Annotated in this window: 23 protein-coding genes; 2 read left to right on the forward strand and 21 right to left on the reverse strand. The window is 61.0% G+C overall.

Going from position 1 to position 24,698, the window contains the following annotated elements:
• The 11 genes from hflK to ndk form a co-directional block, all read right to left on the reverse strand.
• The coding region (gene hflK, locus EOS_RS39305; RefSeq protein ID WP_047897656.1) for an FtsH protease activity modulator HflK at positions 1–1,281 on the reverse strand (1,281 nt) is incomplete at its 3' end.
• Between the two features lie 47 nt (positions 1,282–1,328).
• Positions 1,329–2,609: a GTPase HflX gene (gene hflX, locus EOS_RS39310; protein WP_047897638.1), complete on the reverse strand. Its 1,281-nt coding sequence runs from the start codon at positions 2,607–2,609 to the stop codon at positions 1,329–1,331.
• Between the two features lie 29 nt (positions 2,610–2,638).
• On the reverse strand, positions 2,639–2,875 hold the full coding sequence (gene hfq / locus EOS_RS39315; protein ID WP_031356421.1) for an RNA chaperone Hfq: 237 nt from the start codon (positions 2,873–2,875) through the stop codon (positions 2,639–2,641).
• Positions 2,876–3,026: 151 nt separating this feature from the next.
• Positions 3,027–4,364 carry a ribosome biogenesis GTPase Der gene (gene der / locus EOS_RS39320; protein WP_031356422.1) on the reverse strand — a complete coding sequence of 446 codons (1,338 nt, stop codon included), beginning with the start codon at positions 4,362–4,364 and terminating at the stop codon, positions 3,027–3,029.
• Between the two features lie 504 nt (positions 4,365–4,868).
• Positions 4,869–6,008 carry an outer membrane protein assembly factor BamB gene (bamB, locus tag EOS_RS39325; protein WP_047897639.1) on the reverse strand — a complete coding sequence of 380 codons (1,140 nt, stop codon included), beginning with the start codon at positions 6,006–6,008 and terminating at the stop codon, positions 4,869–4,871.
• A 149-nt stretch (positions 6,009–6,157) separates the two neighbouring features.
• Entirely contained in the window at positions 6,158–6,787 is a 630-nt protein-coding gene (locus EOS_RS39330) for a YfgM family protein (protein ID WP_047897640.1), read from the reverse strand.
• 101 nt (positions 6,788–6,888) lie between these two features.
• Entirely contained in the window at positions 6,889–8,235 is a 1,347-nt protein-coding gene (gene hisS, locus EOS_RS39335; protein WP_047897641.1) for a histidine--tRNA ligase, read from the reverse strand.
• Positions 8,236–8,241: 6 nt separating this feature from the next.
• Complete coding sequence (gene ispG / locus EOS_RS39340; protein ID WP_047897657.1) at positions 8,242–9,561, reverse strand: flavodoxin-dependent (E)-4-hydroxy-3-methylbut-2-enyl-diphosphate synthase; 1,320 nt, start codon at positions 9,559–9,561, stop codon at positions 8,242–8,244.
• A 151-nt stretch (positions 9,562–9,712) separates the two neighbouring features.
• Positions 9,713–10,891 carry a helix-turn-helix domain-containing protein gene (locus tag EOS_RS39345; RefSeq protein ID WP_047897642.1) on the reverse strand — a complete coding sequence of 393 codons (1,179 nt, stop codon included), beginning with the start codon at positions 10,889–10,891 and terminating at the stop codon, positions 9,713–9,715.
• A gap of 224 nt (positions 10,892–11,115) precedes the next feature.
• Positions 11,116–12,258 carry a 23S rRNA (adenine(2503)-C(2))-methyltransferase RlmN gene (gene rlmN / locus EOS_RS39355; RefSeq protein WP_047897644.1) on the reverse strand — a complete coding sequence of 381 codons (1,143 nt, stop codon included), beginning with the start codon at positions 12,256–12,258 and terminating at the stop codon, positions 11,116–11,118.
• A 99-nt stretch (positions 12,259–12,357) separates the two neighbouring features.
• Positions 12,358–12,783 carry a nucleoside-diphosphate kinase gene (ndk, locus tag EOS_RS39360; protein ID WP_047897645.1) on the reverse strand — a complete coding sequence of 142 codons (426 nt, stop codon included), beginning with the start codon at positions 12,781–12,783 and terminating at the stop codon, positions 12,358–12,360.
• 407 nt (positions 12,784–13,190) lie between these two features.
• Between ndk and EOS_RS39365 the strand changes: the two genes are divergently transcribed.
• Entirely contained in the window at positions 13,191–13,889 is a 699-nt protein-coding gene (locus tag EOS_RS39365) for a Bax inhibitor-1/YccA family protein (RefSeq protein WP_047897646.1), read from the forward strand.
• A gap of 76 nt (positions 13,890–13,965) precedes the next feature.
• Here the strand turns inward: EOS_RS39365 and rlmD are convergent, their stop codons facing one another.
• The 6 genes from rlmD to surE all read right to left on the reverse strand — a co-directional run bounded on the left by rlmD (position 13,966) and on the right by surE (position 20,398).
• The gene (gene rlmD, locus EOS_RS39370; protein WP_047897658.1) at positions 13,966–15,327 is read right to left on the reverse strand and encodes a 23S rRNA (uracil(1939)-C(5))-methyltransferase RlmD; all 1,362 of its coding nucleotides are present in this window, start codon (positions 15,325–15,327) and stop codon (positions 13,966–13,968) included.
• 192 nt (positions 15,328–15,519) lie between these two features.
• Complete coding sequence (locus tag EOS_RS39375) at positions 15,520–16,296, reverse strand: 3'-5' exonuclease (RefSeq protein ID WP_047897647.1); 777 nt, start codon at positions 16,294–16,296, stop codon at positions 15,520–15,522.
• A gap of 34 nt (positions 16,297–16,330) precedes the next feature.
• Positions 16,331–17,425 carry an RNA polymerase sigma factor RpoS gene (rpoS, locus tag EOS_RS39380; RefSeq protein ID WP_047897648.1) on the reverse strand — a complete coding sequence of 365 codons (1,095 nt, stop codon included), beginning with the start codon at positions 17,423–17,425 and terminating at the stop codon, positions 16,331–16,333.
• Positions 17,426–17,436: 11 nt separating this feature from the next.
• Positions 17,437–18,411, reverse strand: coding sequence for a peptidoglycan DD-metalloendopeptidase family protein (locus EOS_RS39385; RefSeq protein WP_047897649.1), 975 nt, complete (start codon positions 18,409–18,411; stop codon positions 17,437–17,439).
• Positions 18,412–18,416: 5 nt separating this feature from the next.
• Positions 18,417–19,643: a protein-L-isoaspartate(D-aspartate) O-methyltransferase gene (locus tag EOS_RS39390; protein ID WP_047897650.1), complete on the reverse strand. Its 1,227-nt coding sequence runs from the start codon at positions 19,641–19,643 to the stop codon at positions 18,417–18,419.
• Entirely contained in the window at positions 19,640–20,398 is a 759-nt protein-coding gene (surE, locus tag EOS_RS39395; RefSeq protein ID WP_047897659.1) for a 5'/3'-nucleotidase SurE, read from the reverse strand. Before surE ends, EOS_RS39390 begins: the two co-directional genes overlap by 4 nt.
• 196 nt (positions 20,399–20,594) lie before the next feature.
• On the opposite strand from surE, the gene EOS_RS39400 reads away from it, so the two are divergent.
• Positions 20,595–21,569 (forward strand): NADPH:quinone oxidoreductase family protein, encoded by a 975-nt coding sequence (locus tag EOS_RS39400; protein ID WP_047897651.1) that lies wholly within the window; start codon positions 20,595–20,597, stop codon positions 21,567–21,569.
• A 187-nt stretch (positions 21,570–21,756) separates the two neighbouring features.
• On the opposite strand, the gene EOS_RS39405 is transcribed toward EOS_RS39400, so the two are convergent.
• The 4 genes from EOS_RS39405 to EOS_RS39420 all read right to left on the reverse strand — a co-directional run bounded on the left by EOS_RS39405 (position 21,757) and on the right by EOS_RS39420 (position 24,263).
• Positions 21,757–22,962 (reverse strand): CaiB/BaiF CoA transferase family protein, encoded by a 1,206-nt coding sequence (locus EOS_RS39405; protein WP_047897652.1) that lies wholly within the window; start codon positions 22,960–22,962, stop codon positions 21,757–21,759.
• 78 nt (positions 22,963–23,040) lie between these two features.
• On the reverse strand, positions 23,041–23,265 hold the full coding sequence (locus EOS_RS39410; RefSeq protein WP_047897653.1) for a DUF1653 domain-containing protein: 225 nt from the start codon (positions 23,263–23,265) through the stop codon (positions 23,041–23,043).
• 30 nt (positions 23,266–23,295) lie between these two features.
• The gene (gene recR, locus EOS_RS39415) at positions 23,296–23,892 is read right to left on the reverse strand and encodes a recombination mediator RecR (protein WP_047897654.1); all 597 of its coding nucleotides are present in this window, start codon (positions 23,890–23,892) and stop codon (positions 23,296–23,298) included.
• Between the two features lie 44 nt (positions 23,893–23,936).
• Positions 23,937–24,263, reverse strand: a complete 327-nt coding sequence (locus tag EOS_RS39420) for a YbaB/EbfC family nucleoid-associated protein (RefSeq protein WP_047897655.1) — start codon at positions 24,261–24,263, stop codon at positions 23,937–23,939.
• Positions 24,264–24,698 lie beyond the last annotated feature (435 nt).

Below are 24,698 nucleotides of genomic sequence, written 5' to 3' on the forward strand. Positions count from 1 at the left end.
GGAGCCTCCGGAACTTCCCAGCACACCGGCAGGCGGAGCCCCGACCGGCTGATTCGGGCCTGATGACGCTGCTGCGCCCGACGCCGGAACGCCTGCATTTGCATGCTGACGGTTTGCATCGACGAGCTTGTCGAGCGGCAAATACACCACGTTGTTCGAGCTCTTGCTGTCGACGAACACCTTCGTCGCACGCGAATAGATCTGCTGCATTGTGTCCAGATACATGCGTTGACGAATCACTGCCGGCGCCTTCGAATATTCTGCGTAGACCTGCTTGAAGCGCTCGGCATTGCCTTGCGCCTGCGAAACGACCCGGTTGCTATAGCCCTTTGCGTCGTCGATCATGCGCGCCGCGTCGGTTTTCGCGCGCGGCAATAGTTGATCGGCGTAGGCTTTCGCGGTATCGACCGCGCGCTCGTTATCCTGACGCACCTTCGCTGCATCCTCGAACGCGGCCTGGACCTGCGCCGGCACCTGCACGCTCTGGATCGTCACGCCGGTCACCTGCAAGCCCGTCTTGTACGAATCGAGCGATGCCTGGATCCGGTCGACGAGTTTCGCGCGCAATGCTTCGCGATCCTTGAAAAGCAGGTCGTCGGTGCTATGCGTGCCCGCGATCTCGCGAATCGCGGCCTGAGCCGATTCCGTCACGTTCTGATCGGGATCGACATTGCGGAACAGATAGTCGGTTGCCGACTTGATCTGGTACTGCACGGCAAACCGCACATCGACGATATCCGCGTCGTGCGTGAGCAGCGACGCGTCGCGTACGTTGGCCTGGGTGACGGTGTTGTTGCGGCCGACTTCGACCGAACGAATCTGCGACGTATTGACGATCTCCTGCGATTCGAACGGATACGGAAGACGCCAGTGCATGCCCGGGTCCGCCGACCCTTCATATTTACCGAAGCGCGACACAACCCCGACATTGCCGTCCTGTACGACGAATACGCCGCTGCCCAGGTAGATCGCGATCAGCACGCCGATGACAACGCCCATCCCGATCTTGGCGCCGCGGCCGTTGTCCGTACGCGGACCGCCGCCTGCCGGTTTTTTGCCGAACAAGCCGGCGAGCTTCTTGTTGAAGTCGCGCCACATTTCGTCGAGATCCGGTGGACCTTCACCGTCCTTGTCCTTCGATGGACGCTTTGGTTCCTGCGGACGCTGCTGGTCCTGGCTTTTGCCGTCGCCATTGCCGTCGCCCCGCCCCCAGCGCGGATCGTTGATCGAAAAGACGGCATGCGAAAGCTGCCGGTTACTCCGCTCGTTGTAGTCGTTCACTCGGTGATTCACCATTAGACAGCCGGGTCAATGCAAATCGGAACAGATCAGTGCCCGTGCTCGGGGACCTTGCGGTCTTCACTTTCGTCGGCTGACCGGTGGTCTTCCGGTAGCGTGGTTCCGTCGTCGGATGTGCTATCCATGGACTCCGGCACGATTGTGCCGTCCGGAAGTTCCGTGTACTCGTTGTTATCTTTGGGTTCGGAAGCCGCAAATTCGGCGATGGCCGCGCGCAGCGCGTCGAGTCCCTGACCCGTTCGCGCGCTCAAAAAGACGCGCAAAATATTACCATACTCATCCCTTTCAACTGCGTCGCCGCGGGCCGCCAGCTCAGGCACCGCGTCGATCTTGTTGAAGACGAGGATCTGCGGAATACCGTCGGCGCCGATACTGCTCAGCACCTTATTCACCTCGTCGATCTGATCGAGCCGCACCATGCTCGATGCATCCACCACGTGCAGCAGCAAGTCGGCCTGAACGGTTTCCTCGAGCGTCGCGCGAAAAGCCGCGACCAGTTGGTGAGGCAAGTCACGGATGAAACCGACCGTGTCGGACACCACTGCCTGGCCCGCTTCTTCGCTGAGATAGACCCGTCGCGAGGTGGTATCGAGCGTGGCGAACAACTGGTCCGCCGCGTACGCCTGCGCCTTCGTCAACGCATTGAACAGCGTCGACTTGCCCGCGTTCGTATAACCGACGAGCGACACCGACGTGGTCCGGTTGCGCACGCGCTGACGCCGCTGCGTGCCGTGCTGGCGCCGCAACTTCATCAACCGCGCCTTCAGTGCCTTGATCCGTTCACCGATTAGCCGGCGGTCGGTTTCAAGCTGGGTTTCACCCGGACCGCGCAAACCGATACCGCCTTTTTGCCGCTCGAGGTGAGTCCACGCGCGAATCAATCGGGTGGACAGGTATTGGAGCTGCGCGAGTTCGACCTGCAGCTTGCCTTCGTGACTGCGGGCACGCTGCGCAAAAATGTCGAGGATGAGACTGGTCCGGTCAATCACGCGTCTATCCAGCGCCGTTTCCAGATTGCGTTGCTGCGCGGGCGCGAGGGCGTGATTAAAAATGACGAGTTCCACGTCGTTGGCGTCGCACGCGAGGCGCAGCTCTTCGACTTTGCCGCTGCCGACAAACATCTTGGCATCGGGGCTGGAACGGCGACCGGTCAGGGTGACGGCGGGATGGGCACCCGCACTTTGTGCGAGCAGACTGAGTTCTTCGAGACTGGCATCGAAATCGATTTTGCCGAAGTCGATACCGACAAGCGCTGCGTTGATCAAATCAATGTTTTCATTTTGAAGCGACCGGTGAATTAGCACGTTCATTCATGCCGTGACACCGGGCGCAACGAGGTTTAGGGCGTTTCTGCATCCGGGTGGAAATTCACCGGACGCGCCGGCACGACCGTAGAAATGGCGTGCTTGTAGACCATCTGGGTAACCGTATTCCGGAGCAACACGACGTACTGGTCGAACGATTCAATATTGCCTTGCAGCTTGATGCCGTTGACCAGGTAAATCGACACCGGCACATGCTCTTTTCGCAGTGCGTTCAAAAACGGGTCTTGTAACAATTGCCCTTTGTTGCTCATAGCAAACTCCGTATTATTTTTGCAGGTTGACGTGATTGCGACGAAGAAAAAGAGATCCGCCGTCAATCGCTACACTATAGCCGATTTTCATTTTCGCACCAGCGCGCCCCAGCCGTCGAAAACCCGGCGAAACGCTTGGTGCACGCGGGATTCAGCCTTTGTCCGCGTAAGGGTTCGCGCTCGAACGGAACTCTATGCGCAATGGAGTCCCAACCAGCCCAAAAGTTTCTCTGAAGCGGCCTTCGAGGTAACGTTTATAGGTATCGGTGATCGCGTCGAGGGCATTTCCGTGCACGACGATGATCGGTGGATTCTGCCCGCCCTGGTGCGCATAACGTAGCTTCGGACGAATCGGTCCGCGGCGGCGCGGCTGCTGAAATTCCACCGCATCGATCAGCGCGCGCGTGAGCTTCGGCGTGGGCAGCTTGGCCATGGCGGCGGCGTAGGCGTCATCCACCGATTTCATCAACTGGCTGATACCCGTCTTTTCCAGCGCCGACACGTAATGGAATTTAGCAAAGTCCAAAAACTTGAGCTTACGCGTAAGGTCGGCCTTGGTGCGCTCGCGTACATGCGAGTCCAATCCGTCCCACTTATTGACCCCCACCACCAGCGCCCGTCCCTGTTCGACTACGAAGCCCGCGATATGCGCGTCCTGATCGGAGATGTCCTGCTGTGCATCAAGCAGCAGGATCACCACGTTAGCGTCGGAAATGGACTGCAATGTCTTCACCACCGAAAACTTTTCAACGGCCTCAAACACCTTGCCGCGACGACGCAACCCTGCGGTATCGATCAACGTGTATTTGCGGCCGCTGCGCTCGAAATCAACATAGATGGAATCGCGCGTAGTGCCGGGCATGTCGAACGCGATCACGCGCTCCTCGCCGACCAACGCATTGATCAGCGTCGACTTGCCGACGTTCGGACGTCCCACAATGGCGATTTTTACGCCGCGCGCCGCCTTTTCCTCGGGGTCTTCTTCCGGCTGCCCGGCGTACGCGATTTCGAGCGCGTCACCGATCATTTCGGTCACGCCGTCGCCATGCGCCGCCGAGATCGCACGCGGGTCGCCGAGGCCCAGTTCGTAGAAATCGGCGGCCACCGCGCTGTACTTCATCCCTTCGGCCTTGTTGACCACCAGGAACAGCGGCCGGCCGGTCTTGCGCAGATAATCCGCGATCGCCTTGTCCTGCGGCGCGAGTCCATTGCGGCCGTCGGTGATGAAGACGACCACGTCGGCCTCTTCCACCGCCTGGCGCGTCTGACGAGCCATTTCGTGCAGGATGCCGTCTTTCGCGACGGGTTCGAAACCACCGGTGTCGACCACCAGGTAGGGTCGGTCGCCGACCCGGCCTTCGCCATAGTGGCGATCGCGGGTAAGGCCGGGCAAGTCGGCGACGAGTGCGTCGCGCGAGCGCGTCAGGCGGTTAAAAAGCGTCGATTTCCCCACATTGGGGCGCCCCACGAGGGCAATTACGGGTTTCATCAGATGGTGTTCACAGTTGAACGCAAGGCGGATGATTCCGGCCCGGCGCGCGCCGGATAAAAGTCCGGAAACGGCGAGCCGCGAGTGTGCGTGGCCCGGCGATGTGTCGAAAATTAGCACGGTTGCAGCGGAGCGACCGCGGCGTGCAGCGATGTCCCACGTTCATGGCGTTTGAAGCGCATGTGGAACGCAGTGAGCGCTCCGCCAAACGACATGATCGATCGAGCAACGTCACCCGAAGGTGCGGACCGGTTTGCACAACTCTGCTGCCGGAATCCCGATGCCTGTTGTTACTTGTACCGTTGCCTGAGCTGCTGTTTATGTTGCCGATGCTGCCTATATGCTACTTGTGCGCTTATTTGCCGCACGATAATGCCTCACGTGCGGCCTTGATGAATCGATTCTATTCGCACGGCGCGGACTCAAAAAACAAAAAAGTCCGAAAAAACACGAACGGCCGGCAAAACCGGCGCGCTCGTCAGAACGTTAGATCAACTCAAGCTATCAGCGCGGACGGAAACCATACAGGCCGCCGTCGTGCGTCTGGATGACCAAGGTATCGCCCGCCAGCACCGGCGCAGCGGTGATTGCGCTGCCGTCGGTCTTCGCACGGCCGACAAATTCGCCATTTTGCGTCGAAAGGAAATGCACGTAGCCCTGGTAGTCGCCGATAACCACCGCGCGACCCAGGATGAACGGCACGCTGACCGTGCGATTCTTCAACTTGTCGTTCTTCCAGAGCGGCGCACCGTCGATACCGCTAAACGCGTTGACGACCGACCAGTCGTCGCCGGCCGCGACAATCTCATTGTCCTGCGCAAGACCGCTGTCGCTCGAGAACGCTTTTTCCCATTGCGGGCGGCCCGAATTCGCGTCGAAACAGCCGATGCGTCCCTGGAACGTCACCGCGCACGTCTCCGATCCGACCAGCGTCGGTGCACCGGTTACGTCGTTGATACGTTCGACTTCGGTCACGCCTTTCGGGAACGACACCGGCGTCTGCCAGTACGCGTCGCCGCTTTGCAGGTTGATCGCAGCGAACGTGCCGCCCGGGAAGCCCGCCAGGACCGCCTGGGACGCAGCGAACGTCATGCCGGCAGCCACGCGCAGGTTGAGCGGCACGGCGCGCGCTTGAAAGATCCACTTCTGTTCGCCGGTCTGGGCGTTAAACGCGATCACCTTGCCGTCGATCGTCCGAACGATGACAGCATCATTGCCGACCAGCGGCGGCGAAATGATTTCGCCCGGCGCCGTCGCGGTCCAGAGTTGCTTGCCGTCCGGTCCGAGCACGTAGACGTTGCCTTTCAGGCCACCGACCGCGGTCAGGTTGCCGTCGCTGCCCACGCCTGCCGACAGATCGTCTTTCAGCTTGGTGCGCCACACGTCCTGACCGGTCTTCGCATCGATCTTCGCGACCGTGCCGTTGGCGCCCGCGGCGTAGATGGCGTCGCCTACGGCCACCGGCGAGAACAGGTAACGCCCGGCCTTGCCGACGCTCGCCTTCCAGGCCTGCTCCACGGTTAGAACCGGCTTGATGTCTACAAGCGGAGTCGGTACGCGGCGCTCGTCCTTGGTGGCGCAGGCGGTGAGCATAACCGTCATCGCGCAAGCGAGCGGGAGAGCGTAGCGTTTCAGAAAGATCATCGGTGGACGCAACATGGATAAAGTGAAATCGGTTGATCGGTGTGCGGCGTGGTGCTCGGGTTCACCGCTGCAAACCGGTGACTTTAACCTAGTGAGCACCGCGCCTGCATAAAGACAAGGTCGGCGGGGTCTGAGGTCGGCCGTCGGTGCTAGCCGCCGAGCGCGTCCAGCTTGAACTGGACCAGTTGACGAGCGGACGTGTCGGACTTCGGCAGCGTGTCGAGCGCAATCTTGTAGGCCGCGCGCGCTTCATCGCGTTTGCCTTCGGCGGCCAGCAGGTCACCGCGGCGATCCGACACCACGCCCTTGAACGCGTCGAGCGGCGCGTCGTCGAGCACCTTCAGACCTGCGTCGTAGGCTTTTTCGTCGAGCAGCAACAACGACAGCCGCAGTTTCGCGATCTGCTTGTATTCGGCGTCCTTCGCGTGATCGGCGGCCCATTGCAGTTGCGCTTTAGCACCTGCGTTGTCGCCCGCGGCGTACAGCGATTTGGCGGCGGCGAGCGCCGTCATCTGCGCGTAAGCCGTGCCGCCGAACTTGTCTTCCATGTCCGTGGACACACGGGTGACCAGCGCCTTGTCACTCGATGCCACCGCTTGCTGAACCTGATCGTAGAGCACGGCGGCTTCCGCGGCCTGCCGGCGCTGCCAGAAATTCCAGCCGTTCCAGCCCGCCGCGGCGACGAGCGCCACGAGCACGATCCAGGTCGTGGAGTTGCCCCATTTGGCCCACCAGGCTTTCAGGTTTTCAAGTGATTCTTGTTCTTCGTGATAGCTCATGCCCTGCGTATTCCTTGACTGCTTTTGTGTTCGCGCGCAACGCCGCGCCCCGTTGTTTCAGGCCGCCGCACGGCTTTCTCACGCATGACGCTGCCCGACTATCAGTCGGCGCTGTCGTCGGCGGTTGCCACCATCGCATTGATTAGAAATTCGGTCAAGTCTTCCACCGGCACCGTGGCTTGCTCGTTCTTTTGACCCGTCGATTCGAGCGACGCGCTGCGCAGCGGCTTCACGCCGACCATGCCCTGCGCCAGTTCGTCCTCGCCGAGCACGACGGCGAACGCCGCACCGCTCGCATCGGCTTTCTTCATCTGCGACTTGAAGCTCGCCGGCGTGCCGTCGGGGCTGCAATGCAAAATGACGTCGAGTCCCGTATCGCGCAGCCGCTCGGCGATGATAAACGCCTGCTCAGCCGCCGCGTCGCCTTGGTGGACGACGTAGATATCGGTTCCTTCCGGAGCCGGCACGAGATCTTCTTCTTTCAGCAATTCAAGAATGCGCTCGACACCCATCGCCCAACCGCACGCCGCCGTCGCCTTGCCGCCCAGTTGCTCGATCAGCGGATCGTAGCGGCCACCGCCCGCGACCGTGCCCTGCGCGCCTAGCTTGTCGGTCACCCATTCGAACACGGTGAGGTTGTAGTAATCGAGGCCGCGAACGAGACGCGGATTGATCTTGAACGGAATGTTGTTCGCCTTCAGCAGGCGCTGAACGCCTTCGAAGTGCGCGAGCGATTCGGACCCAAGGAAATCGACGAGCTTCGGCGCGTTCTGCGCGATTTCCTGCATCGCCGGATTCTTGGTATCCAGCACGCGCAGCGGGTTGGTATAGAGACGGCGCTTCGATTCTTCGTCGAGGGTATCGACGTGTTGTTCGAGATACGCGATCAATTCCTGCCGATGCGCCGCACGCTCTTCCGGCTGGCCGAGCGAATTCAGTTCAAGCCGGATGCCGGACAGGCCGAGGTCGTCCCACAAACGCTGGCACATCATGATGATTTCAGCGTCGGTGTCAGGGCCTGCGAAGCCGAGCGCTTCCACGCCGACCTGGTAGAACTGCCGGTACCGTCCGCGCTGCGGACGTTCGTGACGGAACATGGGGCCGATGTACCACAGCCGTTTCGGGCCGTCGTAGAGCAGATTGTGTTCGATCGACGCACGCACCACGGCCGCCGTGTTCTCGGGGCGCAGCGTAAGATGCTCGCCGTTGAGCGCGTCGGTGAAACTGTACATTTCCTTCTCGACGATATCCGTCACCTCGCCAATGCCACGCGTGAACAACTGCGTGGGCTCGAGGATTGGCGTACGGATCTGCTGATAGCCGTATGCGCGCAGCATCGACTTGACGGTGCTTTCGAAGAATTCCCACAACGCGGCATCCTGCGGGAGGATGTCGTTCATGCCCTTCACGCCGCTCAGCTTCTCGAGCTTTTTCTTCTGTTCAGTCATCTGTCTTTAAAGTGTTTCTGCCTGCGCGGTTTCGCGCTTGCCGTAAGTGCGTGTAACGTACTCGCTGACGATTTGCTGGAAATCCTGAGCGATATGGTCGCCGCGCAGCGTCTTCACCTTCACGCCGTCGATAAACACCGGCGCAGCCGGATTCTCGCCCGATCCCGGCAAGCTGATGCCGATATTCGCCTGCTTCGATTCACCCGGCCCGTTCACGATGCAACCCATCACCGCGACGTGCATTTTCTCGACGCCCGGGAATTGATCGCGCCACACGGGCATTTCGTTACGCAGATACGTTTGAATCTGCGACGCCAGCTCCTGGAACAACGTGCTCGTGGTGCGTCCGCAGCCGGGGCATGCGATCACCATCGGGGTGAACGAGCGCAAGCCCATGGTCTGCAGGATTTCCTGGCCGACGATCACTTCGCCGGTCCGCGCGCCACCGGGTTCCGGCGTGAGCGAGATGCGGATCGTGTCGCCGATTCCTTCCTGCAGCAGCACCGACAACGCCGCCGTCGACGCGACGATACCCTTCGATCCCATGCCCGCTTCGGTCAGGCCGAGGTGCAGCGCGAAGCTGCAGCGCTTGGCCAGCTCGCGATACACCGCGATCAGGTCCTGCACGCCGCTCACCTTGCACGACAGGATGATCTTGTCGCGCCCAAGGCCGAGTTCGACCGCGCGTTCCGCCGACCCGATCGCCGATTGAATCAGCGCTTCATACATCACGCTTTGTGCTTCCCACGGCGTGGGACGGGCCGCGTTTTCGTCCATCATCCGCGCGAGCAGATCCTGGTCGAGGCTGCCCCAGTTCACGCCGATCCGCACTGGCTTGTCATAGCGTGCAGCCGCCTCGATCATCTGGGCGAACTGCGTGTCGCGTTTGGCTCCTGCGCCAACGTTGCCCGGATTGATCCGGTATTTCGACAGCGCTTCGGCGCAGGCCGGATAGTCGCGCAACAGCGTATGACCGTTGTAATGGAAATCGCCGACGAGCGGCACGGTCACGCCCATCCGGTCGAGCTGCTCGCGTACCGCGGGAACCGCGGCCGCCGCTTCAGGCGTATTCACCGTGATCCGCACCAGTTCCGAGCCGGCTTGCGCCAGTTCCTTGACCTGGATTGCCGTGCCGATGGCATCGGCGGTATCGGTGTTCGTCATCGACTGGACGCGCACGGGCGCATCACCGCCGATTGTCACGAGCTGGCCGCCCCAGCGTACGTCGACGGCGTGCGAGGCACGCCGTGTCCACGATCCGCCGAAGACTGGCTCCGACGAACAAATCTTGCTTTCAATAAGGGGTTGTTGAGCTTCAGATTGCATCGAAAGACCCTTTGCGCCGCCGGCTATCACACGGTGACGCGTATCTGGACATGAATGAGACTCGAGGACATAAAACGACGCCGCCACCTTTGCGACGCCCTGATGAAATCTTCGCACAACTCCGTGTCAAGGCTGAGAATCGGGCTCGAACTCAGGGCAGCGAAAAACGGGCGACGTTGCCCTTCGCTGGGCCGAATTTGGCTGGATCCACGGGTTGTCCGTCCAATGTCAGCGAATCAAGACCCGCCCGGTTTCCAACCGTGATCTTGAACGGCGCGTCGCCTGCCACTCGCTGCACGCTGCCAGCCTTGACCAGGCCCGAAAACACTTCCTTGCCGTCCTTCTGGCGTACGCTGAACCAACTATCGTTGGCCACCTTCAATTCAAGTTCGTTAGCGCCGGACCCCACCGAAGCAGCCGCTGAGGCCGTAGCAACCACGTCTGCCTGCGGCGCGAGTTTCGTCGAACTCGCCACCGGCGCGCTGACCGGAGCACTCGCGCCTTGTGCATGCGCGGCGGCGCCCTGAACGGCTGTAATCGTCGATGAAGACGCGGGCAGCGCATTCGTGCCCAGCGGACTCGGCATCGGTTGCGCGCCTGCTTGCGCACCGGCCGCATTCGCCGGCGCTTCCGTAGCAGCCTCGCCCGATGCAACCGAGCCCGTATTCGCTGTTGTTTCCTCGGTAGCCGCCACCGACGAACTCGCGCTTGTCTCGCCGCTCGTTGCCTGGGTCGCTCCGTTGGCGCTCGCCTTCAACCGGGCAAGCCACGCGGCGGAATCCCCGCCCGTGTGCCACATAGCGAGCGCGATCACCGCGACAATCACCGCCGCAACGCCCCACAGCCACGACCGCCGCCTCGGTGAACTGCCAAGCGGCACGGAAACGCGACCACGCGGCAAGCCTGCACCGGACGATGCCGGCAGCGACAAATTCTGCTCGAGCGGACCACTTGCATGACGCAACGCGGCCGTGAATGGAGCGGGATCGGCGCCCATGATTTTCGCGTAACTGCGCACGATGCCCGCCGCAAAATTCCGGTCGGGGAAAAGGCTGAGGTCGCCGCTCTCGAGCGCACGCAGTTTCTGCGGCGACACCTTCAATCGAGCGGATACATCGTCCAGCGACCAGTTTTTCGCTTCGCGAAGCTGCGTAAGACGCGCACCGACCGCGGCGACCGAATCGAGATTCACTGCCTGGATGTCGCCCGGCGCGGCATTGGCGACGCTCGCGGCGTTCTCGGGCTGACTGCCGGGCAGAGCTCCGGCCTGACTGCCAGATTGGCCAGCTTTATGAGCGCCGAAAGGCGTCGGGTGCTGCGGCTCACTCATCCCAATTTCCTCGCATCGATTCTTTTTTGTCGCTGTTCAGCTTCATCGCGGACCATCGCGCCACCGCACGATACAGCCGAGCCGGTGCCGCAGACCGCTTTATAACAAAATGCACGGCTTTGTGTGCCGCCTTCGATCGTTTATTGCCGGAATTTCCGGTTTTTTCGCCGAATGACGCGCCGCAGGTCGGCAGCGCGCACATCCCGCTTACCATCTCGCTTACGTCAGACAGCGCGAACCTCGATGACTTTCGCCGTCTTACCCATGCGCTGGGCGAGCCGGGTACGGTCCTGCACCGCGCCGGCCAACTGTCCGCATGCAGCGTCGATATCGTCGCCCCGCGTCTTGCGCACCGTTGTCACCACGCCAGCGTCCATCAGCACCTGCGCGAATCGCTTGATTTGTTCGTTGCTCGAGCGCGTCAAACCGGACTCGGGGAACGGATTGAACGGGATCAGGTTGAATTTGCAAGGCACGTCGCGCGTGAGTGCGGCGAGCTCACGCGCGTGCGCTTCGCTGTCGTTCACGCCGTCGAGCATGCAGTATTCGAATGTGATGAAATCTCGCGGCGCCACTTTCAGGTAGCGTTGGCACGCCGCCATCAGTTCACGCAACGGATACTTCTTGTTCAGCGGCACGAGCATGTCGCGCAGCGGATCGTTCGGCGCGTGCAGCGACACAGCGAGTGCCACCGGCAAATCTGCGCCAAGACGGTCCATCATGGGCACCACGCCGGAGGTAGACAAGGTGACCCGACGACGCGACAACCCGTACGCGTTGTCGTCGAGCATCAGCCGCATGGCCGGCACCACGGCGTCGTAATTGAGCAACGGCTCACCCATGCCCATCATCACGACGTTGGTTACCACGCGGTCGGCCTTGCCATTATTGGGCGCGCCGTAACTGCCACTCTTCGATGCTCGCAGCGCGAATTCGGCCATGCGCAACTGGCCGATGATCTCGCCCGTACTGAGATTGCGCGAAAAACCCTGCTTGCCGGTGGAGCAAAACCGGCAATTCACCGCGCACCCCGCTTGCGATGAAACGCACAGCGTGCCGCGATTTTCTTCCGGGATATAGACGGTCTCGACCGCGTTGCTGTTACCCACGTCGATCAGCCACTTGCGTGTACCGTCGGTAGAAACGTGGTCGTTCACAATGGCGGGCATGTCCAGAGTTGCCCGGCCTTTTAATTTTTCACGCAGCGATTTCGCCAGGTCCGTCATGCCGTCAAAGTCGTCGACACCGAACTGGTGAATCCAGCGTTGCAATTGCTTGGCGCGAAACGGCTTTTCGCCCAGGCTGTCGCAATAAGCGACGAGCCCGGCGGCATCGAGGTCAAGAAGGTTGACGGTTGCGGCTGTCATTTCGATTCTGCCATTTCCTTACTGAGCGAAGCCTGGAACGCGTTCTGAGCCGCGCTCCGGGTATTTCGCGCCAATTCCTGCGATAAATCTACTCCCGAATCAACGCGAATAAACGTTCACTTCGGGGAAGAAGAAAGCGATTTCCTGACGCGCGGTTTCCGCAGCGTCCGAACCGTGCACGGCGTTAGCGTCGATGCTGTCCGCGAAGTCAGCGCGGATCGTGCCCTTGTCCGCCTTCTTCGGATCCGTTGCGCCCATCAGGTCGCGATTCGTCAGGATGGCGTTTTCGCCTTCCAGCGCCTGGATCATCACGGGACCCGAAATCATGAATTCGACGAGGTCCTTGAAGAACGGACGTGCAGCGTGAACCGCGTAGAACTTTTCCGCATCAGCGCGCGACAGATGGACCATGCGAGCCGCGATGATCTTGAGGCCAGCTTGCTCGAAACGGCTGTAGATCTGACCGATCACATTCTTTGCCACTGCATCCGGTTTAATAATCGACAGGGTGCGCTCGATCGCCATGAAAAACTCCAAAAAATGAACGGGTTACGAATATAAATGAATCGACAATTGTAGCACGAAGCGTTGTATGATTGCGATGGAAACCTTACGGCTTCGTAAGCATCAAAGCATGAAACAAGCACGAAGCGGCTATCCAAGCGCTGTGAAACGCGCGGTAATTTTACCGGCCTGAGTAGTGCGCAGCAGCATCGTTGATTTTGGCGCAAGATAGGCCCATGTCTGATGCGGGAAGGCCCTCTCGGGTCGGCAGCGTACAATGCAAGCCAAAGCTTTCGCGGCAATCGTCTGACGAAGCCGCTGGAGTGCTGAAAGTCGTGTTTGCTCACGGCGAAGTCGGTGTTTTACGGCAACTCGAGCCGGTGTTTTTGAACCAGATGGCTTTACACAAGTTTAGGCAAGGAGAAACCATGAACGAATCCCCTTACAGTTTTGGCCGCAGCGGTAGCGTAACGTCGGCCGAAACCCGCAATCGCGTCCTACGGAACACCTACTGGCTGCTCGCACTTTCCATGGTCCCAACGGTCCTGGGCGCATGGGTCGGGGTGGCAACGGGCTTTTCCCTGTTTGCGGCCACCAGCCCGGCCATGAGCTTCATCGCGTTCATGGCAATCGCATTCGGCTTCATGTTCGCCATCGAGCGGACGAAGAACAGCAGCATTGGCGTGTTCGTGCTGCTCGGCTTCACGTTCTTCATGGGCCTGATGCTGTCGCGTCTGCTGAGCTTCATCCTCGGCTACACGAACGGACCGCAGCTCATCATGATGGCGTTTGGTGGCACTGGTGTGATCTTCGCCGCCATGGCGACTATCGCGACCGTCAGCAAGCGCGACTTCTCGGGCCTCGGCAAGTGGCTCTTCATGGGCGTACTGGTGCTGCTGCTGGCCGCGTTTGCGAACGTCTTCCTGCACCTGCCGGCCTTGATGCTGACGGTATCGGTGCTGGCCATCGTGATCTTCTCGGCGTACATGCTGTTCGACGTCCAGCGCGTGGTGAATGGTGGTGAAACGAATTACATCAGCGCCGCGCTCGCGATCTATCTCGACTTGTACAACGTGTTCACGAACCTGCTGATGCTGCTCGGCATCTTCGGCGGCAACCGGAACTGATTGCGCGCTAGCCTCTCTAGTAAAAAACCGGCCTTTTTCCAAGGCCGGTTTTTTTTGCCCGCATTACCGGCACCGCTCAATCGCGCTCGAACAGCGCAATCGATTCGACGTGCGATGTATGCGGAAACATGTTCACCACGCCCGCGCCCTTCATGCGATAACCGGCGTCGCGCACGAGCAGGCCCGCGTCGCGGGCGAGTGTTGCCGGATTGCAGGAGACGTACACGATCCGCTTCGGCAACACGCCCTCGCCGCTCTGCGCAATCTCACCAAGCGCCTTCGATACCGCCAGCGCACCTTCGCGCGGCGGATCGATGAGAATTTTGTCGAAGGGGCCTAGCGCGCGAAAATCGTCCGCAGTGATCTCGAAGAGGTTTCGGCATGCGAATGACGTATGTCCATCGACGCCATTTGCCTTGGCGTTCTCGAGCGCGCGTTCGGTCAAGCCCTCGCTGCCCTCGATGCCCACCACCTCGCGCGCCACCCGCGCAAGCGGCAGCGTGAAATTGCCGATACCGCAAAACAGATCCAGCACCCGATCCGTGCGCTGCGTGGCCAGCAGCCGCAACGCACGGCTAACGAGCACCCGGTTGATCAGATGATTGACCTGGGTAAAATCGGTCGGCTTGAACGGCATGCGGATGCCGAATTCGGGTAGCGTGTAAGCCAACTCCTGCCCGAGGGGATAAAACGGATAAGCCGTCTCCGGCCCCTTCGGCTGCAGCCAGAACTGGACGCCATGTGCATCGGCGAAAGTACGCAGCAGCGCTTCGTCCGCCTGCGTCAACGACTCAAGAATCCGCAGCACCAGCGCTGTCACCTCGGCGCCCACGGCCACTTCGATCTGCGGCAGGCGATCGCGAATGGACAAATCGCGGACAAGCGAACGTAGGGGCATAAGCAGCGCCGACACGTGCGGCGGCAGCACTTCGCACGTTTCCATATCGGCGACGAAGCTGCTTTTTTTCTCGTGAAATCCCACCAGCGCCCCGCCCTTTCCCGCGATCAGCCGCACAGCCAGCCGCGCCCGATACCGGTATCCCCACGACGGCCCATGAATAGGCCGGTAAATCGTTTCCGCGCGCAGTTTGCCGATGTGCTGAAGGTTGTCCTCGAGCACGCGCTGCTTGACGGCGATCTGCGCTCGCACGTCGAGATGCTGCATGGAGCAGCCGCCGCATTTACTGAAATAAGGGCATTTCGGCCGCGTGCGCATCACGCTTTCACGCAGGACCTTGATCAACAGCGCTTGCTCGAATGCGGCCTTCTTGCGAAAGCTCGCATACAACACGCGTTCGCCCGGCAACGCGCCTTCCACAAAAATAACCTTGCCGTCCGAGCCGTCTTCGGTCGTCGTGCGGCCGACGCCTTGCGCGTCCATATCGAGCGATTTGATTTCGATCTCGAGCGGGGCGGCCGAAGGGTCTAGAGGAACGATTCGAACCGGAAAATTCCGGCGATTGCGCGATTTTTTTCGAGCGTGAGACACCTGCGGACTTCCTGGCTAATGTGAAAAACTAATGTGAAAAACGAGCGTAACGACGAAGCGAGACGTAGGGCGAAAAAACCCAGGGAAAAAGGCAGCAAAGGCGAGATTGTAGACGATGCCGGGAGAGCCCCGGCTCAATGCTCAGCGGTCGAACGCCGCGAGATATTCTGCCCAGTGCGGTGCCGGTTCAAGCGCCAGCGCATTCTTCACGAAGCTGATCTCGTCGGCATATTCTTCGGCGGAAAAACCGCCTCGCATCAGTTGGAAACGGCAGTACATCAGGTACGTGTTGACGACGTCCGTTTCGCAATAATTGCGGATTTCTTCTATGCGCCCTTCCGCATAAGCCTGCCAGACCATGCCGCCGTCCATGCCGAGCTTGCCGGGAAAACCGCAGAGCTTGGCGAGCGCATCGAGCGGTGCGTTCGCACGCGCCTGGTACATCGCGAGCACGTCCATCAGGTCGGTGTGGCGCGCGTGGTAACGGCTGATGTAGTTGTTGTAGCGAAACTCGCGGTCGTCGTTACCGAGGTCCCAGTAACGCGACGCCGTCACGCCATGCACCAGTGCCCGATAGTGCAGCACGGGCAGGTCGAAACCACCGCCGTTCCATGACACGAGTTGCGGCGTGTATTTTTCGATTACGCGAAAAAACGACTGGATCAGCGTTGCTTCAGTGTCCGTTGTCGTGCCGAGCGAGCGTACGCGAAAACCGCTGTTATCGCGGAATACGCACGAAATTGCGGCAATGCGCTGCAGATGATGCGGCAGGAAGTCGTTGCCGACCCGCTCACGGCGCGCGGCGAACGCGTGCTCCGCAACCTCGATGTCAGTGAGCGTGGCGGGCAGGTTGTCGAGACGGCGAATGCCGTCGACATCGGGAATCGTCTCGATGTCGAATACGAGAATTGGAGTCATTGTTTTTTGAGGACAGCGTTACAACCGGCAGCGCCTAAAGCACGGCGTCTTTTCGCACACCGTTCGATGCAAAGAAGCGCTTGAGCCGGACCAGTGCTTCTTGCTGGATCTGGCGAACGCGTTCGCGCGTCAGGCCCATTTCGTCGGCGAGTTCTTCGAGCGTAGCCGGTTCAATATGATTCAGGCCGAAGCGGCGCTCGATGACGTGCCGGTGTTTGTCGGAGAGGCGGGAAAGCCACAGCTTTGTCAGCGTTTCCAGTTCGCGATGCTGGACTTCCGAATCTGGTGACTGGCTGGCGTCGTCGGACAGGAGGTCGAGCAGGCTGCTCGCCGGATCGAGATCCAGCGGCGCGTCGAGCGACGCCGTGTGTTCGTTGAGCGCGAGGATGTCTGTCACTTCCTCGGGCGTTTTCCCGGTGAGATGCGCGATGTCGTCAATACTCGCGTCGCGCCGATCCGGTGCAATTGCCGCCGTCGAATTCGCCGAGCTTTTTTCGAGATGACGTTTCGCGCGCAGCACCTGGTTGAGTTCGCGAATAACGTGCACGGGCAAACGCACCGTGCGCGCCTGATTCATGATCGCGCGCTCGATGCTCTGGCGGATCCACCACGTGGCATACGTCGAAAACCGGAAACCGCGCGTGGGATCGAATTTTTCGATAGCGTGCATCAAACCGAGATTGCCCTCCTCGATCAGATCGAGCAACGGCACGCCGCGATTCAGATAACCCTTCGCGATACTGACCACGAGCCGCAGATTGCGCTCGATCATCACCTGGCGCGCTTCGAATTCACCGGCTTTCGCCAGCCGCGAATAACGCTGCTCTTCCTCGACAGTCAGCAACGGCTTCACGCTGATGCGGTTCAGGTAATGCTGGATTGTGTCGGCCGTGAGTTCGGCTTGCAAAATCGATTTGAAGTCGTCGACGTCGGGCACGGAATCGTTTGCCCCGTCGACGGCATCCTTGCCGTTCGCGCCGCCTTCTTCGTCGGAATCCAGTTCGGCGTCCGCCGTTTCAGTTTCAGCCTCGTCTGCCTGGCTCGAAGCGCCGTCTTCCACCGTTGTTTGCGTGGGTCGGCTGATTGTCTCAGCCTCGGCTTGCGGCGGGCGGCGCTTCGATTTAGGCATGATGATTTCGCTTATTGCGGCGGCAAATACTTCAGAGGGTCGACAGGTTTGCCCTGCCGGCGAACTTCGAAATGCAACATCACGCGGTCCGAATCGCTGTTGCCCATCTCGGCGATTTTCTGCCCTTTTGTCACCGCGTCTCCTTCTTTTACCATCAAAGCGCTGTTATGTGCGTACGCGGTAAGAAAAGTTGCGTCGTGCTTGATGATGATGAGATTGCCGTATCCGCGCAGACCGTTGCCGGAGTAGACGACCCGTCCATCCGCCGATGCGTTGACCGCTTCTCCGGCCGCGCCGCCAATGTTCAACCCTTTGTTCTTCGCCTCGTCGAACGTGCCGAGAATCGGTCCACGCGCCGGCCAGATGAATGCGGGCTGAGTTGCGGCCGCGCCATTATCGACGCCCGTTGCCGGCGGCTGCGTCATGGCCAACCCGGGCGCCCCGACGCCGGGTGTCGCCGTCCCCATGCCGGACGACGTGCCGTAATTCGGCGGCGGCGGAACGTTACCATTCGCGCCGGGTTGCACGCCCAGCGTGTTGGCGCCGTACGTACTGTTCAGCGGCTGGGCTTGCACACCACCACCAACAATGGGAGCGGTAGAAACGCCCGGTGTTGCGGCGGCGAGATTGGCGCCCGGAGGTGCCACGCGCAGCAACTGATCGACTTCGATCTGGTTCGGGTTCGCCATGTTGTTCCACGACGCGATATCCCGATAATTCTGGCCGTTTTCCAGTGCGATCCGGTATAGGGTGTCACCCGGCTTCACCCGGTAGTAACCCGGCGGCGGCGGACCCGGCGGCAACACGGACCCGTCCTGAGCGGCTTGCGTGCCGATAGCGGATCCAGTCCGGTCGACGACGGGCGCCTGATCCATCCGGGTCGCGCACGCGGCCAGTGCGGACAACGCCACCACGCATACACCGCGCTGAACCGCCGTCAAACCGGGGTTCGCGCTCACTTCTCGTTTAGCACGCAACATACTCATCGGTGTCAAATCACTCCGGATTTTAAAGGTACAAAGAAAACCCGATCAAGCTGCGACTCGCGCCATTGAGTGGGCGAAACGCGCTCGACGAGCGTCAGTATCTGCGCTTGCGCCGTCTGCGACCCAACAGGCGCAACAAGTCTGCCGCCGACAGCGAGTTGATCAAGCAACGCCTGCGGAACGTCGAGTCCGGCGCAAGCGATCACGATGGCGTCGAACGGCGCGGCCGCCGGCAGTCCGAGGCGGCCATCGCCGTAATGCAGGCGGATGTTCGGCACGCGCAACGGCCGCAAATTCAGCTTTGCACGCTCGGATAACGGCCGGATCCGCTCAATGGAATACACGTCGGTTGCTACCTGCGACAACACGGCCGCCTGATAACCGCAGCCCGTGCCGATTTCCAGCACGCTCTTGAGCGTTCGCCCGGCCGCGACCAGCTCGATCATCCGTGCGACCACCGACGGCTTCGAGATAGTCTGATGATGACCGATGGGCAGCGCAGCATCCTCATAAGCCTGCGCAGCAAGTCCGGGATCGACGAACATATGGCGGGGCACGACGGACATGGCGGCAAGCACGCGCGCGTCCGTAATACCGTTGGCACGCAGCCGTTCGACCATGCGCTCCCGTACACGTTCCGATGTCAGCGCGTGGGTGCTCTGCTGCCCCGCCTGGGGAGTGGCTTTTCGGGCGGGGTTCGGCTTGACGTCGGGGTGCGGCGTCTGCTTGGTATCCGACTTTGTATGCGGCTTTGCATTCGGCTGCTGAAGATCACGCGTTTCGTTCGAACGCGCACCCGAACGCAGTGCGCCGGGCTGATGATGCGCGACGACCGTCGAAGGCTTCGACGCAGCATGCAATCTTGCAGGCGAACGATGTGCATTGCCCGTCGATGCGGCAGAACTCCCCGCCACGCCTCGCGCCGCTGTGTTGCCCGCCAGCGCGGGCGATTTGGGTTTCGCCGCAGCACTTGCCTTCGTACCGGAATGCGTGGCCGTGGACGGTTTTGCTGCCTTGCCGTCCACCGGCTTTGTTGCAGCCACGGTGGCCTTGTGCGTGGTCGATGCGGATTTCAAAACACTGCTGCCGCCCTGGATCGCTTTCAATACCGGTTTGATCACCGGTTTCGTCCCTGGCTTGCCGCGCGCATCGGGACGCGCAGTCGCCTTGCGCGGCTCGCGCACCAGATCGGCGAGCGCCAGCGGAAAGCGTTTTGCGCGCTCGTCCGTCATGAACGCCGGCTCCGCGCCTCGGCCCACTCGCGCGTGGCGGGCAACAGCTTGGTATGCGTCAGATCGAGTTGCAGCGGCGTGATTGAGATGTGGCCGTTCGCGACCGCGTGAAAGTCGGTGCCCTCGCTGGCATCGAGCGCGTCGCCAGACGGCCCGATCCACCAGATCGGATTACCGCGCGGATCGATTTGCCGCACGACCGGCTGCGATGGATGGCGCTTGCCGAGCCGCGTAATACGCCACTCGCCCATCTCGTCATACGGCAGACTCGGAATGTTCACATTGAGCAGCGGATGGCCGGGCATGGGGTGCGCGAGATAGTGCGCGACGATGTCCGCGGCCACGCGCGCTGCGTCGTCGAGATGCAGCCAGTCGCGGCCGACAAGCGAAAACGCAATCGCCGGCACGCCGAACATGAACCCTTCAGTAGCGGCTGCGACCGTGCCGGAATACAGCGTGTCCTCGCCCATGTTCTGGCCGTTGTTGATACCCGATACGACCAGGTCCGGCTGCTCCGCCAGCATGCCCGTCAACGCGATATGCACCGAGTCCGTTGGCGTGCCGTTCACGTAGTTGAAACCGTTCGGCGCAGTGTGGATGGTGAGCGGCCGCGAAAGCGTCAGCGAGTTCGAAGCGCCACTGCAGTTTTGCTCGGGCGCCATCACGGTGACTTCGCCAAGCGACTGCATGGCCGCATGCAGCACGTTGAGGCCGCGGGCCAGATAACCGTCGTCGTTACTGAGTAGGATTCGCATCCGACGATTGTAACCGAGGAAGGAAGGCCCGCGGATCGACGCCGGGGCACTCAGCCGAACGGCCTGCTCCATCGTGTAACGGCCGGCGATACACCTGCGTTTTATAGGCCTTTCGGCCAACGATGCGGGCGGAAACGCGCGCTCATGCAGCCCTGATCTACACTGCCGGATCACGAAAATTTCATAGGAAGACACCATGCGCGCCATTCGATGCAACCAGTACGGGCCACCAGAATCACTCGTTCTGGAGACGCTGCCCGATCTCCAGCCCGGGCCTGGCCAAGTGGCGATCGACATACGCGCCGCCAGTGTGAATTTCCCCGATGTCCTCGTGATCCAGAACAAATACCAGATGAAACCCGAACTGCCGTTCACGCCGGGGTCCGAATTCGCTGGTGTGGTACGGGCAGTGGGTCCGGACGTCAAGCGGCTGAAGGTCGGCATGCGGGTCGCCGCCTACACGGCGCAAGGCGCGTTTGCCGAGCAGGCGTTGGCGAGCGAGGCGGCCTGCATGCCTTTGCCCGAGGACATCGACTTTGCAAGCGCTGCCGCCGTCACGCTCGCGTACGGCACGTCGCACCACGCGGTGGTCGACCGGGGGGCGCTGAAGGCCGGGGAAACCATGCTCGTGCTGGGGGCTGCGGGCGGCGTTGGGCTGGCTGCGGTGGAAATCGGCAAGGCGCTCGGGGCGCGTGTTATTGCCGCGGCATCGAGTCCGGAAAAGCTTGCGTTATGCGTGGAGCACGGCGCCGATGCCACTATTGACTACACGAGTGAAAACCTGCGCGAGCGGATTAAGGCGCTGACAGACGGCAACGGGCCCGACGTGATCTACGACCCGGTCGGCGGCGAGTACGCGGAACCGGCTTTTCGCAGCATTGGGTGGCGTGGGCGGTATCTCGTGGTCGGGTTTGCGAACGGCGAGATTCCAAAGTTGCCCCTGAATCTCGCGCTGCTCAAGGGTGCGAGTATTGTCGGCGTGTTTTGGGGTCAGCATATCCAGCGTGAGCCGGAACTGGCGAGCGCCGCACTGCAGCAGATTTTCGGCTGGATCAGGGACGGCCGGGTGCGGCCTCACGTCACGAAGCGCTACGCACTCGAACAAACCGCCGAAGCGTTGAACGATATGGCGAGCCGGCGCGTGTCGGGGAAAATTGTGATCGAACCTTGATGAATCGTGAGGCGGTGGATGACATTAATTAACCGTCCGCCGGACCTCACATTTTTTCGGTATCGGCCGCGCTCGGCTGCCATTTCATCAGCCAGCGCTCGACCAGCGTGAGCGCGATGAATGTCCTGCGTTGCATCTTGTCGCCTTGGCTTTTTATTTTTAGCGGCCTTATTTGCGTCTCGAAGACTTAAATCGCGTTGTTCGCCCGCAGCTGCGCAATCTCGTCAGGACCATACCCGAGCGATTGCAGGACTTCGTTGGTGTGTTCACCGAGTTGCGGGCCGAGCCAGCGCGTCTCGCCGGGTGTTTCCGACAACTTCGGCGTCACGTTCGGCAGCGGAATCTCCCGGCCGTCCTGCCAGGGAAATCGCTGGATCATCTGACGCGCGATGTATTGCGGATCGGTGAACATATCGGCCACGCTGTAGATACGGCCCGCTGGAACATCGGCGGCGTTCAGCACCGCGAGCGCTTCATCGATGGACCGTGTGCACAGCCATACGCGAATCGCGTCGTCGATTTCCCGCGTGCGCGGCACGCGCCCGTCATTCGACGCGAGCGTGGGATCGTTGCCCAGATCCTCTCGGCCAATGGCGAGCATCAGCCGTTTGAAGATCGGATCGCTATTGCCGCCAATCACGATGCTGCCGTCGCGGCAGGGATACGTATTTGACGGCACGATGCCCGGCAGCGACGCACCCGTGCGCTCGCGGATCATTCCGTACACGCCATATTCCGGCACGACGCTTTCCATCATGTTGAAGACGGCTTCGTACAGCGCGACATCGACCACCTGGCCCTTGCCCCCATTCGCCTGCCGATGATGCAGCGCCATCAATGCACCGATCACGCCATGCAACGCGGCAATGGAGTCGCCGATTGAAATACCGATGCGCGGCGGCGGCAAGTCGGGATAGCCCGTGATATGGCGCAACCCACCCATCGATTCAGCGATAGCGCCAAAACCCGGCCGGTCGCGATACGGCCCGGTTTGCCCGTAGCCGGACAGGCGCACCATCACGAGCCCGGGATTCTCGGCGGACAAGACCTCGTAGCCCAACCCGAGTTTTTCGAGCAAGCCCGGCCGGAAATTTTCCACGACGATATCGGCTTCCTTCGCCAGCCGCCGGACAATTTCCTTGCCTTCCGGAGCCTTGAGATTGACCGTCACCGATTTTTTATTGCGCGCCTGGACGGCCCACCATAGTGACGTCCCGCCCACTTCGGGATAGAGCTTGCGCCATTTGCGCAGCGGGTCTCCGCCGTTCGGATCTTCGATCTTGATCACATCGGCGCCGAACTCGCCCATGAAGCGCGCGGCGAACGGCCCGGCGATCAATGTACCCAGCTCGAGCACCTTGACGCCGGCGAGCGGTCCCGTGGATGCGCTCATGGTGCCTCCTTCGTTGTTGTCTTCACAGCGGTTTGCGTAGCGGCTTCACGTGGCTTATTGACGTAGCCTAAACAGCCTTTACAGCGGAATATCGAGCGCCTGGAATCGCGGCGCCCCGTCGGCAAGCGTGCCGTTGAACAGCCCCGCCGGACGCACCCACAAACCATGATCGTGCGGCCAGAGATGTTCGTAGACGATCATCGGTTCTTCCGTCTCCGAATGCCGCGCCACGCCAATCACGCGATACAAACCGCCCTTGTAATGCCGGTGCGTGGCGAGCGCCAGTGCTTCTGCTTCGGTCATGTTCTTGCCTTGTTGCGGTGTAAATGCGGTCTAAACCGAGCGCCGGTCCAGCATCGCGCGCGCGATCGTGCCCGCATCGACGTATTCGAGTTCGCCACCCACCGGCACGCCGCGCGCGAGGCGCGTCACCTTCAGGCCCTTCGATTTGAGCGTCTGCGCGAGGTAATGTGCGGTCGCCTCGCCCTCGTTCGTGAAGTTCGTGGCAAGCACGATTTCCTTCACGAGACCGTCAGTGGCACGCTGGATCAAGCGATCGAAATGGATCTCTTTCGGCCCGATGCCATCAAGCGGGCTCAAGCGTCCCATCAGCACAAAATACAGGCCGCGATACGTCAGCGTCTGTTCGAGCATGATCTGGTCGGCGGGCGTTTCGACCACACAGAGCAGTTCGGGATCGCGCTCGGAATCGCTGCAGACTTCGCAGATTGCCGCCTCGGTGAACGTGTTGCACTTCTCGCAGTGCTGCAAATGCTCGGTCGCAAACATCAGCGAGCGGCCGAGTTTTTCAGCACCCGGCCGGTCGTGCTGCATCAGGTGATAGGCCATGCGCTGCGCCGACTTGGGACCCACGCCCGGCAACGCGCGCAGCGCTTCGACGAGCGCCGACAGGGCGGAAGGTTGTTTCATGCGCTAGGGCCGTATGCTCTGAGGGTTGTCGTGTTTAGACCGGTTTAGAACGGCAGCTTGAAACCCGGCGGCATCGGCATGCCGGCCGTCATGCCGCTCATTTTTTGCTGCGTGGTGGCTTCGGCTTTACGCACGGCGTCGTTAAACGCGGCGGCGACGAGGTCTTCCAGCATGTCCTTGTCGTCGGCGAGCAGGCTCGGATCGATCGATACGCGGCGCACATCGTTCTTGCAGGTCATCGTCACCTTCACGAGACCGGCGCCGGACTGCCCTTCCACTTCGACGAGAGCGAGTTCGTCTTGCATCTTCTTCATGTTGTCCTGCATCTGCTGAGCTTGCTTCATCAAGCCGGCGAGTTGGTTCTTCATCATGGTCGGGCTCCTTGCGGGAAACGGGGTAAAGAGAATGAATGGCGTGCCGCGCGCTTCAGGGTTAGCTCAAGTCCGCGCTGACTGTGAATGGATGACGTATTTGCTTTGCGTGCTTTATCTGCTTTACGGCGATGTTCGATGTCGGTTCAAGTCGTCAGGCACGTAAGGCCTTTTTCCACCTACGTGCTTGCTCGACTCTTTCGATCTGATGCTCAGACTCGTTAGCGCCGCGGGGGTTCTGGCTTTATAGCTTCCTGCCTTCCAACCTCGTCGGCATCCCCCCAACCCAAAAATGTCAGTTCGTCGATGCCGCGTTTTGGCCACCGCCCTTCGCGCTATCCGATGCGAGCGGCTTGATCGAACCCTGCACGATACTCGCGCCAAAATCGCGGATCAGCGACTGCACGAACGGGTTCTGCGTGATCTCCTGCTCGG

This window comes from Caballeronia mineralivorans PML1(12) (genome assembly GCF_001028175.1).
Classification (GTDB): domain Bacteria; phylum Pseudomonadota; class Gammaproteobacteria; order Burkholderiales; family Burkholderiaceae; genus Caballeronia; species Caballeronia mineralivorans.